Here is a 15,489-nt window from a genome sequence, read left to right on the forward strand (position 1 = left end):
TTGCCCGTCAGAATGCGTAATTTACGCCAACCCCCGCATAATGGAAGCGATCGCTATCGCCTTCGTCATGGTTTTCCCATTCATAAGCGTATTCCAGCGTCATGGATAAACCATTGCTGAAATCATAGGCATACAGTAAACCCAGACGGTTAAAGTCATGCCCTTCGCGCTCAGGATCGTCCTGCCAGTCCCAGTTTGACCAGCGGTCAAGCCCCAGTCGGGTGTAAGGAGTAAGCGTGGTATTGCCTAACGCAATCGGCAGATAGGCACGTTTCGACACGGCTGTCAGAATAACCGGTTTTTTCCAGATCATTCGCAAACTGGTACATTGCAAACCAACCACCAAAACGCCAGTCATCGGTTAACTTAATATCCCAGTCTGGCTGAATTTTGTAGCGCTGCATATTCGCGCTGCCGTCTTTAGCACCGTGTTCATCTTTAAAGTGATAACCATAATTACGAAAACCACCGGTCAGACCAAACGTAAAGTCATCTGTGCCAATAAAGCGATAACGTAATTCAAACTCAGGGCGATCGAAATAGGTCCCGCGGGTCATACTGCTGTAATCAACAGGGCCTTCCTGATACATGGCCAGTGAAATTGTCCATGCATCCCAGGTAGCGTTAAACCACACGGAAGGTTCATATAATCCATCTTTATCGTCGCCCTGACCTTCGACGTTTTCAATTTCATACATGGCACCAATATTAAAATCCCAGTGTTTTGCCGTTTCTGTCGCCTGGGCGCAACTTACCCCTGCGCACATAACGAACGCAGCACTTCTTAGTAGAGTACTCATTAAGATATTCCTTTATAATTAAACAACAAAAAAACCGGAAATAATTATTTCCGGCAAACATCTTTTTTTATTTAATAGCAGCTTCAGTATCAGCATCGAAGAAATGGCATTTACTCATATCGAACTGAATGCCAATATTATCGCCTGCGGCATAATCATTCGCTGCAGCGGCACGAACAACCAGTTCATGCCCGCCGACGGTGGCATAAAGCATGAATTCAGCACCCGTTAACTCAGCAACACTGACCTTCGCGGCAATGCCCTTACCGTGTTGTGGTTCCGTAAGAATATCTTCAGGTCTGATCCCAAATACGATCGCTTTACGCTGATATCCCCTGGCATTAAGCATTGCAAGGGTCGATTCCGGGATCTCAATGTGCAGCGTTTCCGTGACAAAATAACGGCCATCAATCGCGCCACGGATAAAGTTCATCGCAGGTGAACCAATAAAGCCCGCCACAAACATGTTCGCAGGCTCGTTGTAAACCTGTTTTGGCGCGCCCACCTGCTGAATGATGCCATCCTTGAGGATCACAATGCGGGTCGCCATGGTCATGGCTTCCGTCTGATCGTGAGTCACGTAGATCATGGTGGTATTCAGCTTCTGGTGCAGCTTGCTGATCTCCGCCCGCATCTGAACACGGAGCTTTGCGTCAAGGTTAGACAACGGTTCATCCATCAGGAATACACCGGCTTCACGCACGATCGCCCTGCCCAGCGCCACGCGTTGACGTTGACCACCGGACAACGCCCCTGGCTTACGCTTAAGATAGTCACGTAAACCCAGAATTTGCGCCGCCCAGGTCACACGCTCTTCGATCACCGCAGGCGCAATTTTTTGCATTTTCAGGCCGAACGCCATGTTGTCATAGACGGTCATGTGGGGATAAAGCGCGTAATTCTGGAAAACCATGGCGATATCACGCGACTTGGCGGGTACATCATTCATGCGCACGCCATCAATCACCAGTTCCCCGGCGCTGATCTCCTCCAGCCCGGCAATCATTCGCAGTGTTGTCGATTTGCCGCAACCTGACGGACCCACAAAGACAATAAACTCCTTGTCTTCGATTTCGAGGTTAAAATCCTTAACCACGTGAACCTGGTTATCATAGATTTTTTGAATATGTTTCAGTGAAAGTTGAGCCATTGTTAGTTCCTTTTCAATACGGTCCGGGATGTCCAGAAATCCGTCAGGCATTCCCAGGTCAGTTCCCGCGTTGAGTGAAGTTGTAGCCCCGCATGACCCAGACCAGGCCCTATCCCTACGGACAACATACCCGCAGCGTTGATAGCTTCGACACCCGCGGAAGCATCTTCAATGCCGATCGCCTCATCGGGACGGACATGCAGCCCCGCACAGGCGGCGAGAAAAATCTCCGGGTCCGGCTTTGAGCGGGCAATGCGGGAAGCGTCAGCGCAGAAATCAAAGGCCGCGTGAATGCCCAGCGCGTGCAGAATACGAGGCGCATTGAGGGAAACCGATGCTAAGCCAATTTTGACGTTCGCCCTGCGGATCTCCATGAGTACCTCACGAATTCCCGGCAGCAGTGATGCCTGCGTCAGCGATGCCAGCGACTGGACGTACAGTTCATTTTTTTTAACCGCGAGCGCCATACGTTGTTTATCGTCAAACGCTCCCTCTTTGCCCCCATGCCGCAAGATGCGCTGCAGGGAATCCATGCGGCTTATCCCTTTCAGTTGTTCGTTAAAGGCCTCGTCGAAGGTGATTCCAATTTCCATTGCCACTTCACGCCAGGCCAGAAAATGGAGGTGGGCAGTATCGGTAATTACCCCGTCAAGATCGAAAATCACAGCGTTAAGCGTCATGGCTTCCCTCCGTGGTAGCGGTCCCATTATCGGATATAAGAAAATCCTTGTAAGACCAGACGTGATGCCCGCAGGCACGAAGGGTTGTTCCCCACAGCGAAAACGAGACGGGGGCAGACGTTTCGACCGTCACTGCATCCTGTTCAAAGATGAAGCGCATCCGCGCGTTACGCCAGCGCAGCGGAAAAGCGAGTTTCTGCCAGTGTGCCGGGAGCTTGGGCGCAAGGTGCAGCTCTCCTTCCATAATCTGAATACCTGCAAAGCCCTGAATCACCCCGGACCAGATGGCACCCGTAGCAGCGGCGTGTATGCCGTCATCACTGCTGTGAGGATCGTCGCCTAAATCAATGGCAATGCCGTCTCGCCAGAAGGCATATGCCCTTTCGGTATCACCACCGCGTGCGGAAACAATCCCGTGAATGGCTTTGCTCAGTGACGAGTCATGGATCGTGCGCGGCTCGTAGAATGCCAGATTGGCCGCACACTGCTGAACGGTAAACCGCTCCGGCAACAGATAATTAAGCATTACCACATCCGCCTGCTTGAGGATCTGCATCTCGTTAACTTCTGCACGCGAATAATCAAGCAGGATGGTCTGCTTGCCCGCTTTCTCTTTATACCGGCTTAGATCGATTGCCGGTTTTGACAGGAAGGTGTCATCCTGCGGGATAACCCCATCGTCATTGGCTTCCGGCAGCCACAGGCGTTCAAGGAAACGCGCGGCGTTTTCCGTAAAGCGCCGATCCTGACGCTCAAACATCGCCATAAACCGCACTGCGCTGGCGACGTTGTGCCAGGCCAGGTAGTTGGTATAGGCGTTGTTATTGACATGCTCCGTGTATTCATCCGGCCCGATGACGTCATGGATTTCCAGCCGCCCATTCGCTTCCGTGGCTCGCCCCATCCAGAACGCTGCGGTTTCCATCAGCAGCGTTAGCCCTTCATTGCGCATGAAGGCATCATCATGAGTCGCCTGCCAGTAAGCGACAATGGCCCATGCGATATCCGCCACAATATGGTGTTCAGCCAGTGCGGACGCCACTTTCTGACGTATACCGGTTCGGATATTAATTGCCGCAAATTCCGGCGTCTCTTCCTGCCCACTCGCGGCACTTTCCCACGGGAAAAGCGCGCCGGGCCATCCATTGCGTCGGGCTTTCTCTCTTGCTCCACTCAGATTAAGCCAGCGGTAACGAAGAAGACTGCGGGCGATCTGCGGTCGGGTAAAAAGATGGAAAGGCAGAAGGAAAATTTCGGTATCCCAGAAGACATGCCCTTTATACCCTTCCCCCGTTAGTCCTTTGGCGGCAATACTGCTTCGTTCGTCATGCGCAGGCGTCATGGCCGTTAAATGCCAGACAGCATAATCCAGCGCGACCTGATCCTGAGGTTCCGAAGACATCACGTCGACCCGGCTGTCACGCCAGACACTCTCCCAGGCGCAGGAGGAGCTTTCCAGCAACGACGCATAGCCGCGTGCCGCGCAAACTTTTAATTCAGACAGCGCATTTCGGGCGAAGGAGTCTTGCGAAAGCGCCTTATCACTGCGGTGCGTAATCCACACCAGCTTGTCTAACGTGACGGTGTCACCCTGGGCGATATTGACAGAATGGTGCGACGTAACACGCCGGTTTTTAGCGGTGAAACAGCTATCAGCATCTGGCGATACACTGCAGTACGCCGAAATCACGACATCTGAAGCGCGATCCTGCGTTTCGTATATGCCCTGCATAAAATGCTGATCGAACACTCTGACCGAGATTTCATCCAGGTGCTGCCTGCCGCTGTTGGTTTGTGTCGCATCGATGCCGGTCTTCAATACAATCTGCGCAGGGCCGTCCACAGGTGTGATGGAGAACTGCATCGCCACTAATGGCAGTTGATCCAGCGAAACAAAACGGCGGCTCTCCAGACGGTAGCTTTTCCCCGTTGACGAACGCCAGAGTACGCTGCGACGCAGTTCTCCGTTGGAAAATGCCAGCTCACGTTGCCAGTTGAGGATCTCTCCTGCCAGCAGGGTAAAGTTTTCACCATCCAGCTCAACATCGATGCCGATGATATCCGGCAGGTTGACCAGCTCATTGGTCTCGTTACGACCAGCCTGATGATAAAGCCCGGCAAGATACATTCCCCGCGTCTGGCGGGTATAATCTTCCTCGTGCGTGGCGCGAATCCCCATATAGCCATTACCACATGCCATAACCGAGGCGTATTTATTCAGGCTGTGAGGGCAGAAGGCGGGTTCAGTTAATACAGTCAGGTTCAGCATAACGTCACGCTCTCTCCTTTTTCCGCAGATTCATACAACGCAGCGACAATCTGCTGGATAACCAGCCCCTGCTCCGCGTCAGCGATCATCACCGGCTCTCCCAGAACGTGGCGGATGAACGCATCCATACTGCGTAAATGCCGCTGGTCATCGGCTTCCTCACGCTGCATCAGGGTCTGTAAAACACCCGCTTCATCGTGGTAAATATGCGCCGGGAACAAGGTCGCCCCGGCTTTTTCGCCACAAAATGCGACATTCATGATGGACTGCTCGCGGATATTGAGCGCGAACGAGGTATCCAGCCGCAGTATGCCGCCATTGCAAAACTCGATCGTACCGAACAGCGCGTCTTCCACGGTGAACTGAGAAGGGTCCCACTCACCGAACTGGCCGCTGCTTTTACTGTTGCCGAGCTTCTGGAAACTGTGCGCTGATACGCGCTTCACGGCAGGGAAACCCAGCACGTACATCGCGGTATCAAGCATATGAATGCCAATATCAATAAGCGGCCCGCCTCCCTGCAGCGTTTTATTGGTAAAAACACCCCATCCGGGTACACCACAGCGACGTAACGCCTGCGCTGTGGTGAAATAAATCTCGCCAAAGGTGCCATTCATGACGGCGTCGCGCAGCAGCTGGGTATCGAGCGCAAAGCGATGGTGAAAATCATAGGCCAGCACTTTTCCCGCTTTGCGGGCAGCAATTCGCATGCTATCGGCCTGTTCCGGCGTCATGGCCGGTGGTTTTTCACACATGACATGGCAACCGGCTTCCAGCGCCGCCATGACATGCTCAAAATGAAAACGGTTAGGCGAACAAACGCTCACCACATCAGGTTTGACCGCCTGCAGCATTTCGCCTGCATCCTGCCATGCCGAAGGAATGGCATGACGCTCCGCAAACGCCTGTGCCTGCTCAAGGCGGCTGTCCATAACAGCCACCATCTGAACATCACTGCGCGTGGCGTAATACGAGGCATGCACTTTGTCTGCTACCTGCCCGGCACCAATAATGGCGACGCGCAGAGGCAAAGTTGTTGAAGCACTCATCACGCTCGTCATCCTTAGCATTCACGTAAATACGTGAGAGAGTCCTGGTAGGCCTGTGCCGGATCTTCAGCGCGTACACGGCACTCATACACGACATAGCCCTGATAATTGTCGGCACGCAGTTGATCGAACAGCGCTGAAAAATCCAGGCTACCGCTTCCCGGCTGGTAACGGTGATTGTCAGCAATATGCACATGACCCAGCAGATCGCGGTTGCGATGCAGCGCCTCCGTCAGTGAGTCTTCTTCAATGTTCATATGATAAAAATCGCCGATAATCTGTATGTGCTTCAGCGCGTTTTCTTCGATATAACGACGCGCATCCGCCAGCGTATTGATCATATGATCCTGATAACGGTTCAGCGGCTCAAGGTAAACGGTGGTCCCTGTACGTGCCGCCACCTCATCGAGCCAGCGTAACGAGGCGCTAACCGCTTTCCGGTCACCGTCCAGGCTGCGTGGTGACGTCATTGGCGGCAGACGGAAGGTGAACATCCCCCACGCGGCAGGCACGATAATGCCCTTCCCACCCACGTCTGCCAGCGCTTCAAGAATGCGTTCGATCTGCTGTAAACCGTTCAGACGACGCTCTTCGATGAAGTCACCAATCCAGCCGTCGTAGCCTCCGCATGCGGTAGTAACGGGTAAACCGGTGGCTTTGATGGCCGCTTTCACCTCGTCCAGATTGTCTACCAGCAGCTTGCCGTCAATCTCATAGCCATCAAACCCCATGGCTTTGATGTACTGGAATTTTTCAAGGATCGTGGTTGGGAAAAAGGCCTGATTTTGCGTTGCGATTTTCATTGTTTGCTCTCCTTAGCTTAGAAAGTGACGCCCATTTTGATGCTCAGTTCCGGATGCTGATCAACATACTTCATGTAGCTCTCAGCACTGGCGCTAAACGTAACAACCGGGTCAATCAGATCGTCGCAGTTGAGATAACCGTTCATCAGCAATTCCCAGCAGGTCTCTTCGATACGCTTGCGGTTCCAGCGCGGGTAATCCGGGTTGGGCTCGCTGCCCGCACGGGAAAAGACAATCTTCGCGTTATTAAAATGCGCTTCACGCCCAAGATTAAAGCCCTCAGCAAAGGGTTTTGCGAAAGCAACATAGGAGATAGTGCCGCCGTAAGCGAGCCCGCGCAGCGCGGATTGCAGTGCATCAGCAAAACCACTGGTTTCGATGATGACGTCTGCGCCTTGCTTACCGGTCAGTTTTTTGATTTCCAGACCAACATCCGTACCGATCGGATTCAGGCAGTGATCTGCCCCATGGCGACGGGCAATATCACAGCGGTGTTCGATTGGATCGACGCCGATAACAATTGAAGCCCCGGCTTTTTTCGCCAGTTGAATCGCTATCTGGCCAATGGCACCCAGACCGACAACAACGACGAAATCCCCTACCCGCACGTTGGCATCGCGTACACCGCTCATGGCGAACTGTGCCGGATCGTAACAAACCGCGTTTTTCCAGGAAGCGCCCTGAGGCATTTTGCGCAGTTTGTAGTTGTCGACGGCATTCACAATGACGGTTTCCTGCAGCGGTGCGTAGCAGCAGACGCTGTCGCCCGGCTGGTATTCCGTCACATCAGCGCCACATTCGATGATGTCGCCAACGATCATATTCCCCAGCTGGAACTTGCCGAATTCAATACCACGAGCCGAGCCCTCTTCACGCGGAGTAAACATTTGCCATTCCGCATTGAACTCTTCATCGATAAACGGACTCGCCGCGCGAAAATCCACCACCTCAGTGCCGTGTTTTGGTGCGCCAAAGCGAGCGCGAATTTTAACTTCATGTCCTGCGACAGGACGATCTTCATATTCAACCAGCGCCGCCACACGAGGTGCTGTTGCAACTAACTTCTTCATGACTTACTCCTTGTTAAACCTGGCCGCCTCAGCCCTTAACGCCACCGGCGGTCAAACCACTTTTAATAAACCGTTCAGACAATGCGTACATGATGACCACCGGAAGCGCCGTCACCAGCGATGCCGCCATCATGCGACCCCAGATATAATCCGGCGTGCTAAAGAGCGTGTTCAGCCCCACTGGCAACGTAAAGTTGCTGGCGCTGGACAGGAAAATGGATGCGAAGAGATAGTCGTTCCACGCCACCATAAAGCAGTAGACAAACACCGATACGAGGCCCGAAATGGCCAGAGGCACGGTAATACGGAAGATGATTTGCAGGCGATTCAGGCCATCCATCATCGCGGCTTCTTCTATTTCGTCCGGGATGGTGTCGAAATAGCTGCGCAGCATAAACACCGCCGTCGGCAATGTCTGGGTCACCATGGTGATAATGAGCGCCAGTTCGGTATCATAAATGCCTAATGCGGTAATGATTTTGAACAGGGGCACGACCAGCAAAATCCCGGAGAACATGTAGACGGTGTAAAAGCTCGCATTGATCGTCGCGCGGCCTTTAAAACGCAGTTTGGATAATGCATACGCGCCAAGCGTGCCAAGGAACACCGCGATCACCGACGAGGTGAGCGACACCACCATGCTGTTCCGGAAGTAATCCACAAACGGGAAGATAAGCGGGTTAAAGATGTCGATGTAATGCTGCAGCGTCCACTCCTGCGGCAGAATAGTCGGGTGCAACGATATCGCCTCTTTTGCGCTCTTGAATGATGTCATTAGCATCACGAAAAACGGAAAAAGCGTGATAATCAGAAACACCGCCAGCCCCAGATAAAAACCAATACGGCCCAGTGCGCGTTTATTTGTTGCCATTGAGGTTTACCCTTTTTCTGGTCAGCAGAATCACAGCGAAGATGATCACAAACAGCACGACAGAGATAGCGGCTGCTTTACCCAGGTCATTGAATGCGAAAGCTGTCTTGTAGAGATACACGCCCAAAATATCGACCTTGGTCGTCAGCAGATAGACATCTGCGAACATGTAGAACATCCAGATGGTTCTTAGCGTTATCACCGTTGCCAGCACCGGCATAATTGCGGGTAAGGTGACGATGCGAAAACGCTGCCAGGCGTTGGCCCCGTCCATTTCTGCTGCTTCGTACAACGATTTATCAATCGTCTGCAAAATGGCCAGGAAGGAGATAAACGCATACGGGAAGTAGCGCCAGATGGCAAACAGCACGACCAGAACAAAGCTACTGCCCGGATTGTCGAACCACAGCGGTGCGTGGTCATACAGGTGCAGCAGGTCGACGCCCAGATAGTTCACAATGCCGTAGCCGTTGTTGAACATGTATTTCCAGGCAAACACCAGCGAAATCGACGGCGTAACGTAAGAGAGGATCACCAGCGAACGCGCTGTTTTCCGCAGACGAAACTCACGATTGAAGAAGATGGCGACCGCCAGCCCCAACCCGGTACTGCCAACCACGACCAGCGCCGTATACCAGAATGTCATCCATAAGGAGTGCCAGAATGCGGCATCCCCCAAAATACGGATGTAGTTATCCAGCCCGACAAAAACGGCGCTTATACGCGGATTCAGCGGTAAACGTAAAAAACTGATTTCAATGTTGGAAATCATTGGCCAGGCTACCAGGCCCCCCAGCAAAATCAGGCTGGGGGCCAACAGCAGCATGGCGAAAGGCATATCTGAACGACCAGAAAACAACGTCTTCATAATTCCCTTCCGCAGAGCGCTCCTATCGTTGTGAAATCAGATCGGTCAGCCGCTTCTGGCTGCTGCTTAACGTTGCACTGAGATCCTGCTGACCCACCGTGACGTTATGCACCATAGAACTGATAATGCCGGACCCGGTTACGTCGCCCATCCGGGTGAAGTTTTTGTCACCGACGGCACCAAAGACCTGCACGTTCGGGAACTGCGCGATCAGTTCATAAGGCAGTTGACCAAATGCCTGAATCACTTCGTTGTTCTTCCAGGTATCTGTACCGACCACCAGCTTATTCACAGGCAACGCCGCGCCCGGCGACATCATTACCCAGTCAGATGCGTTCTGAGCCTGCTCCATCCAGGTTACAAATTTCTCCGCTGCTTTGGTTTCATCCTCGGTTTGACCTGTAGTAATCGTCAGGGACGTTACCATGCCATACACTGCAGAAGATTTTTCTGTCGGAACCACGAACCCAAGATTGGCAGGATCGCCCTCTTTGAATACGGCCGGTAAGATATAAGTGGAATAAACGGCCATCGGCGCAGAGCCATTCATAAAGGCGTCTTTGATCTCCATGACATCGTTCGACCCTGGCATGGTGGTTGCTGCCAGACCTTTATAAAACGCCAGGGCTTTTGACATTTCTGGCGTATCGATTTCGACATTGCCGTTCGCATCAAACACGTTTGCGCCACCCGAAAGGGCAAACTGTGAAAACGCCTGCTCAGTCATCACGCTTTCTGCGGTAGGCAGTGCGATGCCGTAATGCTTTTTAGCCGGATTATTGAGCGTCTGGCTGGCTTTCAGCAGTTGCTCCCAGTTATGTGGCTCCTGGATACCCGCCGCCGCGAGCACGTCTTTGTGATACCAGACGCCAGAAAGCCAGGCGCTTATCGGCACCCCTGTCCACGCTGCGCCGTCTTCAGTGCGTACGACACGCAAAATACCGTCGTAGAAGGTATCTTCGCCCACGGCTTTAATGGCTTCGCCGATGGCATCGCGATCCAGAAGCTGCTCTTTATCCATCACTTTGGCGTAGTCATGGCTGATTTCGATGACTTCCGGCAGTGCGCCAGTGCGGGCCAGAGTAATGACTTTCGTGTTGTAAGCATCCTCTTCCACCGGAACTTGTTTCACCGTGATGGAAGGATTCTCTTTCTCAAATTTTTCAATGAGTTTTGTAATAACGGCCTGACGCTCCTGCTCCACCGACGAATGCATAAATTCAATGGTGACTGAAGAGGATTTATCGTCTTTGCAGCCTGATAACAGGGCGCACGAAACCAGTGCTGATATCAGCACAATCCTGGGCATTTTCATTTTGAAGGTCCTTTTAGTTTTCTTTAATCCACATTACCTGCCATGGATTAAGGTTCAGAGTCGTACCGTTTATATCGCGTCCGGAAATCACATCTCTGCCGGATTGAATATTGCCATCAACCGTCACGGAGTCAGGGCTGAAATTAAACAGTGCAGTTATCCGCTCACCGTTATCCGCAATACGGACTATTTTAAGAATATGTTCACCCACAGTCTCGAATAGCGCCTGGCTGTCTGGGTGGAAGGCTTTTTCATTACGTCTGGCCGCGATCAATGCGCTCAGGTTATGATATATTCTTTGCCGCAGGCTGTTATTATTGACGAGTTCATCATCAACCTGCCCCGCACTGTATTTCTTCCGGTTTATCGCCCGGTTATATCCCAGACGCTCTACGCCTTCATAATCATTACGCGATCCAAGAATACTCTGGATATAAATGGCGGGCACACCGGGGAAACTTAATAACACGGCATGAGCCAGAATGAAGCGGGCAATTCTGTCAGTATCTGAGCTATCCCGTGAGCTTAAGGCATCAAGATAGGTGACATTGATTTCATAAGGGCTGCGGGAGCCATCAGGGTTATTTTTCCAGTTAACCAGCGCCCCTTCCTGCTGAAGTTTTTCCACCAGCGAGAGAATTTCAGATTCCGGTAAAATGCCGCGTAATGGATTGAGGCCGATGCCGTCGTGCGAAGCCAGGAAGTTGAACCAGGTCGTCTTAGCCGAAGGCAGCGTTAACGAGGCTGCCCACTGACACAGTTGACGAACGTCCTGACGGTGAATGGCATGCAATACCAGCGGCGGCAAAGAGAACTGATACACCATCTGCGCTTCGTTTTCACCGTTGCCAAAGTAGGAGACGTTGTCTTTATGCGGAACATTGGTTTCCGTAATGATCACGGTTCCCGGCGCGACAGCGTCCGTAATCGCGCGGAAAAGCTGAATCAGGCGGTGAGTTTGTTCAAGGTGAATGCAGCTTGTTCCGGGAATCTTCCACATAAACCCAACGGCATCCAGACGAATGTAACTCGCCCCTTCCGCAAGGTAGTGAAGCAGTACCTCCACCATCGCAATAAGTACCTGCGGTGAAGCAAAGTTTAAATCCACCTGATCTTCGCTGAAGGTGGTCCACAGGTGGCGGACGCTTCCGTCATGCATTGTAAAAGGCGTCAGAAGTGGTAAAGCACGAGGGCGGGTTACTGCCGATAAATCAGTATCAGGATCGACTGAAATAAAGAAATCTTCATACCCTGGTTTTTGATTTAAATAATTCTGGAACCACTGGCTTTTAGCCGACATATGGTTGCAGACAAAATCAAACATCAGGCTTGCTGACTGTTTTAATTCCGCGACATCTTGCCAGGTTCCGGTTTCCTGGGCGATCTCATGATAATCGATAACGGAGAAACCATCATCAGAAGACCACGGATAAAAGGGTAAAAGATGAACATGTGAAAAAGATTTTGAAAGCCATTTGTTATAAAATTGTGTAAAAACAGGGAGGGCTTTCTTCCCTTCTGCAGAAAATTGATCGGCATAAGTAATCAGGACAACATCTTTTTCATCCCAGCGTAACTTACGTTTTTCCTTAATAACCCTTCTGGCGCACTCTATTTTATCCAGCAGATGTTCGAGGTGCGTTTCCGGGAATGATTTTTCATACACAAGATCTATTAAATGCTTAATTTTAGCGTTCACGTTATTTTCCGTGGTAGCGGTCCCATGAAGCGCAATCTACTCCCATGGAAAATATCTGTCAACGGACCAGGAGCCAGAAAACCGCGATTGGAAAGCAGCGCAAATCATTAATGTGAGCTGCCGCAAAGAAAGAATGAAAGGAAAGGGAAAATGCTAAGGAGATTCGCTCGCCCTCCTGCAACTGAGGAGCGGGCGAGCACGACGAGGGAGTATCAGAGGTAGCGACGTGAAAAACGCTTTGCCAGCTTGTGCAGCAGAGGTTCCAGCGCAACGGCCAGCAACATGCGTACCGGCTTACGGGCAACAGATTTTATCGCCCAGCCCGCCACACCTGCCGGGCCGTAGCGCAACGCCGTCAGCAGGACCAGTTTACCTGCGATTTTCAGGCCGGGTTTTACCTTCTGACCGGCCTGTTGCCAGTTTTGTTTCATGTCTATTCTCTCTTATAGCTGACGAAAACGGCTTCTTAATGAAAAGGTATCGGACGTGACATAACGTTCCATTTCACGTAACCGCTTCTCACCTGCGGCCAGTTGTGCGTCTACCGCATTGAGGAGATCGCTGCTGGTTGGCGCGCCTTCAGCATCCAGCTCCCCTTCCGGCATCGGATCAAGCACAAACGACAGAATGATGTACGCCACCAGGGTGATAAAGGCCAGACCGAAGAAAATCGACAGTACGGTCACAACGCGTACCAGCTTGACCGGTACGTCCAGATAATGTGCCAGGCCAGCGCAGACGCCACGAACCATGCCTTGCTGTGGGATTCGCCACAATTTCTTATTCAGGTTCAGTCCAGACATTAACGATCCCTCCAGTTCGGGTGTTCCGCATCAAGGATGGCTTCCAGCGCCTGAATACGATCGCGCATTTTATTCGCCTCTTCGGTAAGCTGCGCCAGACGTTGCTGTTCACTTTGCGAAAGTTCACCGCGTGAAGAACGATTGCTGTAGTGCAGCCATAACCAGATCGGCAGAACGAACAGCACGAAAATGGTCAGGGGAATAGCCAGAAAAAGCGCGCTCATGTGTACTCCTTGTCTTACGATGCGTGGCGGCACACTCGGGTGCCGCATACATTATTATTGGTTATCTTGCTTCACTTTGGCTTTCAGCGCGGCCAGCTGCTCGCTGATTTCATCATCCGCTTTCAGGTCGGCGAACTGCTGATCCAGCGATTTTTGCTTGCCGATGCTGTGGCTTTCCGCTTCTGCTTCCATCTGGTCGATACGGCGCTCAAAGGATTCAAAACGTGCCATCGCTTCATCCAGCTTGCCGCTGTCCAGCTGACGACGCACGTCGCGGGATGAGTTTGCCGCCTGGTGACGAAGTGCCAGAGCCTGCTGACGCGCGCGGGTTTCGCTGAGTTTATTTTCAAGCTCGCCGATCTCTTTCTTCATGCGAGACAGCGTGTCATCCACCAGCGTCACTTCATGCTCAAGCGTGTTCACCATATCCGCGAGTTTCTGTTTTTCAATCAGCGCGGCGCGGGCCAGATCGTCTTTATCTTTACGCAGCGCCAGCTCTGCTTTTTCCTGCCACTCGTTAAGCTGGGCGGTCGCCTGCTCAATACGACGCGTTAACTGTTTTTTCTCAGCCAGCGCGCGGGCGGAAGTTGAACGCACTTCAACCAGCGTATCTTCCATTTCCTGAATCATCAGACGCACCAGCTTCTGCGGATCTTCTGCTTTCTCCAGCAGCGAGTTGATGTTGGCGTTCACGATGTCGGCAAAACGAGAAAAAATACCCATAATTTAGTCCTCACATTTCTGTTATCGGGCGATGCCCTGCTGCAGAGATAATCCAATTTGCGTGCCAACTTTTTATCTTGTTGTTTTTCATAGTTATGGTTGATTTTCCATCACCGTCATTCTACTCTCACCTGGTGAATATCGCTAATGAGTGGTTAATTTCATCATGGCTGGATACAAAGATAATTTACTTGGCGAAGCCAATAGCTTTCTTGAGGTGCTGGAGCAGGTTTCCCGTCTCGCACCGCTCAATAAGCCGGTGTTGATCATCGGCGAGCGCGGGACGGGCAAAGAGTTGATTGCTAACCGCCTTCACTATTTGTCCGGCCGCTGGGATGGGCCGTTCATTTCACTGAACTGTGCGGCGTTAAACGAAAATTTACTCGATACCGAACTTTTCGGCCATGAGGCCGGGGCATTTACCGGCGCACAAAAACGCCATCCGGGTCGCTTTGAACGTGCCGATGGCGGCACGTTATTTCTGGATGAGCTGGCAACAGCCCCGATGCTGGTGCAGGAAAAACTGCTGCGGGTGATTGAATATGGCGAGCTGGAGCGCGTCGGCGGTAGCCAGCCGCTGCAGGTGAACGTGCGCCTGGTTTGCGCCACAAATGCCAACCTGCCAGAAAGGGTGGCGGAGGACAAGTTTCGCGCCGATTTGCTCGACCGGCTGGCGTTTGATGTCGTTCAGCTCCCGCCGCTGCGTGAGCGCCGTAGCGACATCATGCTGCTGGCGGAGCAATTTGCCATTCAGATGTGCCGCGAGCTTGGCCTGCCCCTCTTTCCCGGATTCAGCGACTCTGCCACCGAAACTTTGCTCGGCTATCACTGGCCGGGGAATATTCGTGAGCTTAAAAACGTGGTGGAACGGTCGGTTTATCGTCATGGCAGCAGTGAAACCGAGCTGGACACCATTATTCTCGATCCTTTTCGCCGTGAAACGCATTCCGTACCGGTGCCGGAGACCGTTTCCGAATCCCCTTCTCTCCCGATCGATTTACGCCAGTTCCAGCACACACAGGAACAACAGTTGCTTGAGCTCAGCCTGAAGCAGGCAAAATATAATCAGAAGCAGGCGGCTGAACTGCTGGGCCTGACCTACCATCAATTAAGGGCATTGCTCAAAAAGCATCAAATGCGCTGACATTATCAGCACTTACCCGCA

15 protein-coding genes and 1 pseudogene are annotated in these 15,489 nt (G+C 52.1%); 1 reads left to right on the forward strand and 15 read right to left on the reverse strand.

The window, feature by feature from the left end; translation table 11 throughout:
• Positions 1 to 7: 7 nt before the first annotated feature.
• The 15 genes and pseudogenes from EoCCA6_RS02040 to pspA form a co-directional block, all read right to left on the reverse strand.
• Positions 8 to 800 (reverse strand): annotated as a pseudogene (locus EoCCA6_RS02040) (OmpG family monomeric porin).
• A gap of 67 nt (positions 801 to 867) precedes the next feature.
• A complete protein-coding gene (locus EoCCA6_RS02045; RefSeq protein WP_152081254.1) occupies positions 868 to 1,950 on the reverse strand; it encodes an ABC transporter ATP-binding protein in 1,083 nt (360 codons plus the stop codon).
• A gap of 2 nt (positions 1,951 to 1,952) precedes the next feature.
• Entirely contained in the window at positions 1,953 to 2,630 is a 678-nt protein-coding gene (gene pgmB / locus EoCCA6_RS02050) for a beta-phosphoglucomutase (protein ID WP_152081255.1), read from the reverse strand.
• Positions 2,620 to 4,899 carry a glycoside hydrolase family 65 protein gene (locus tag EoCCA6_RS02055; protein WP_152081256.1) on the reverse strand — a complete coding sequence of 760 codons (2,280 nt, stop codon included), beginning with the start codon at positions 4,897 to 4,899 and terminating at the stop codon, positions 2,620 to 2,622. Before EoCCA6_RS02055 ends, pgmB begins: the two co-directional genes overlap by 11 nt.
• Positions 4,893 to 5,951 (reverse strand): D-glucoside 3-dehydrogenase, encoded by a 1,059-nt coding sequence (locus tag EoCCA6_RS02060; protein WP_152081257.1) that lies wholly within the window; start codon positions 5,949 to 5,951, stop codon positions 4,893 to 4,895. The genes EoCCA6_RS02055 and EoCCA6_RS02060 overlap by 7 nt, the downstream gene beginning before the upstream one ends.
• An 11-nt stretch (positions 5,952 to 5,962) precedes the next feature.
• Positions 5,963 to 6,751, reverse strand: a complete 789-nt coding sequence (locus EoCCA6_RS02065; RefSeq protein ID WP_152081258.1) for a 3-dehydro-D-guloside 4-epimerase — start codon at positions 6,749 to 6,751, stop codon at positions 5,963 to 5,965.
• A 17-nt stretch (positions 6,752 to 6,768) separates the two neighbouring features.
• Complete coding sequence (locus EoCCA6_RS02070) at positions 6,769 to 7,821, reverse strand: D-guloside 3-dehydrogenase (RefSeq protein ID WP_152081259.1); 1,053 nt, start codon at positions 7,819 to 7,821, stop codon at positions 6,769 to 6,771.
• Positions 7,822 to 7,849: 28 nt separating this feature from the next.
• Complete coding sequence (locus EoCCA6_RS02075) at positions 7,850 to 8,692, reverse strand: carbohydrate ABC transporter permease (RefSeq protein WP_152081260.1); 843 nt, start codon at positions 8,690 to 8,692, stop codon at positions 7,850 to 7,852.
• Positions 8,679 to 9,560 (reverse strand): carbohydrate ABC transporter permease, encoded by an 882-nt coding sequence (locus tag EoCCA6_RS02080; RefSeq protein WP_152081261.1) that lies wholly within the window; start codon positions 9,558 to 9,560, stop codon positions 8,679 to 8,681. Before EoCCA6_RS02080 ends, EoCCA6_RS02075 begins: the two co-directional genes overlap by 14 nt.
• A 22-nt stretch (positions 9,561 to 9,582) precedes the next feature.
• Positions 9,583 to 10,875 carry an ABC transporter substrate-binding protein gene (locus EoCCA6_RS02085; RefSeq protein ID WP_152081262.1) on the reverse strand — a complete coding sequence of 431 codons (1,293 nt, stop codon included), beginning with the start codon at positions 10,873 to 10,875 and terminating at the stop codon, positions 9,583 to 9,585.
• A gap of 13 nt (positions 10,876 to 10,888) precedes the next feature.
• Positions 10,889 to 12,574 carry a sugar phosphorylase gene (locus tag EoCCA6_RS02090; RefSeq protein ID WP_152081263.1) on the reverse strand — a complete coding sequence of 562 codons (1,686 nt, stop codon included), beginning with the start codon at positions 12,572 to 12,574 and terminating at the stop codon, positions 10,889 to 10,891.
• A 212-nt stretch (positions 12,575 to 12,786) separates the two neighbouring features.
• Positions 12,787 to 13,005, reverse strand: coding sequence for a phage shock protein PspD (gene pspD, locus EoCCA6_RS02095; protein ID WP_152081264.1), 219 nt, complete (start codon positions 13,003 to 13,005; stop codon positions 12,787 to 12,789).
• 12 nt (positions 13,006 to 13,017) lie between these two features.
• Complete coding sequence (gene pspC / locus EoCCA6_RS02100; protein ID WP_152081265.1) at positions 13,018 to 13,377, reverse strand: envelope stress response membrane protein PspC; 360 nt, start codon at positions 13,375 to 13,377, stop codon at positions 13,018 to 13,020.
• Positions 13,377 to 13,601 carry an envelope stress response membrane protein PspB gene (pspB, locus tag EoCCA6_RS02105; protein ID WP_152081266.1) on the reverse strand — a complete coding sequence of 75 codons (225 nt, stop codon included), beginning with the start codon at positions 13,599 to 13,601 and terminating at the stop codon, positions 13,377 to 13,379. Before pspB ends, pspC begins: the two co-directional genes overlap by 1 nt.
• A gap of 54 nt (positions 13,602 to 13,655) precedes the next feature.
• The gene (gene pspA, locus EoCCA6_RS02110) at positions 13,656 to 14,324 is read right to left on the reverse strand and encodes a phage shock protein PspA (RefSeq protein ID WP_152081267.1); all 669 of its coding nucleotides are present in this window, start codon (positions 14,322 to 14,324) and stop codon (positions 13,656 to 13,658) included.
• Positions 14,325 to 14,475: 151 nt separating this feature from the next.
• Between pspA and pspF the strand changes: the two genes are divergently transcribed.
• Positions 14,476 to 15,468: a phage shock protein operon transcriptional activator gene (gene pspF, locus EoCCA6_RS02115; RefSeq protein ID WP_167515523.1), complete on the forward strand. Its 993-nt coding sequence runs from the start codon at positions 14,476 to 14,478 to the stop codon at positions 15,466 to 15,468.
• Positions 15,469 to 15,489 lie beyond the last annotated feature (21 nt).

Origin of the sequence: Enterobacter oligotrophicus (assembly GCF_009176645.1) — a bacterium.
Taxonomy (GTDB): domain Bacteria; phylum Pseudomonadota; class Gammaproteobacteria; order Enterobacterales; family Enterobacteriaceae; genus Enterobacter; species Enterobacter oligotrophicus.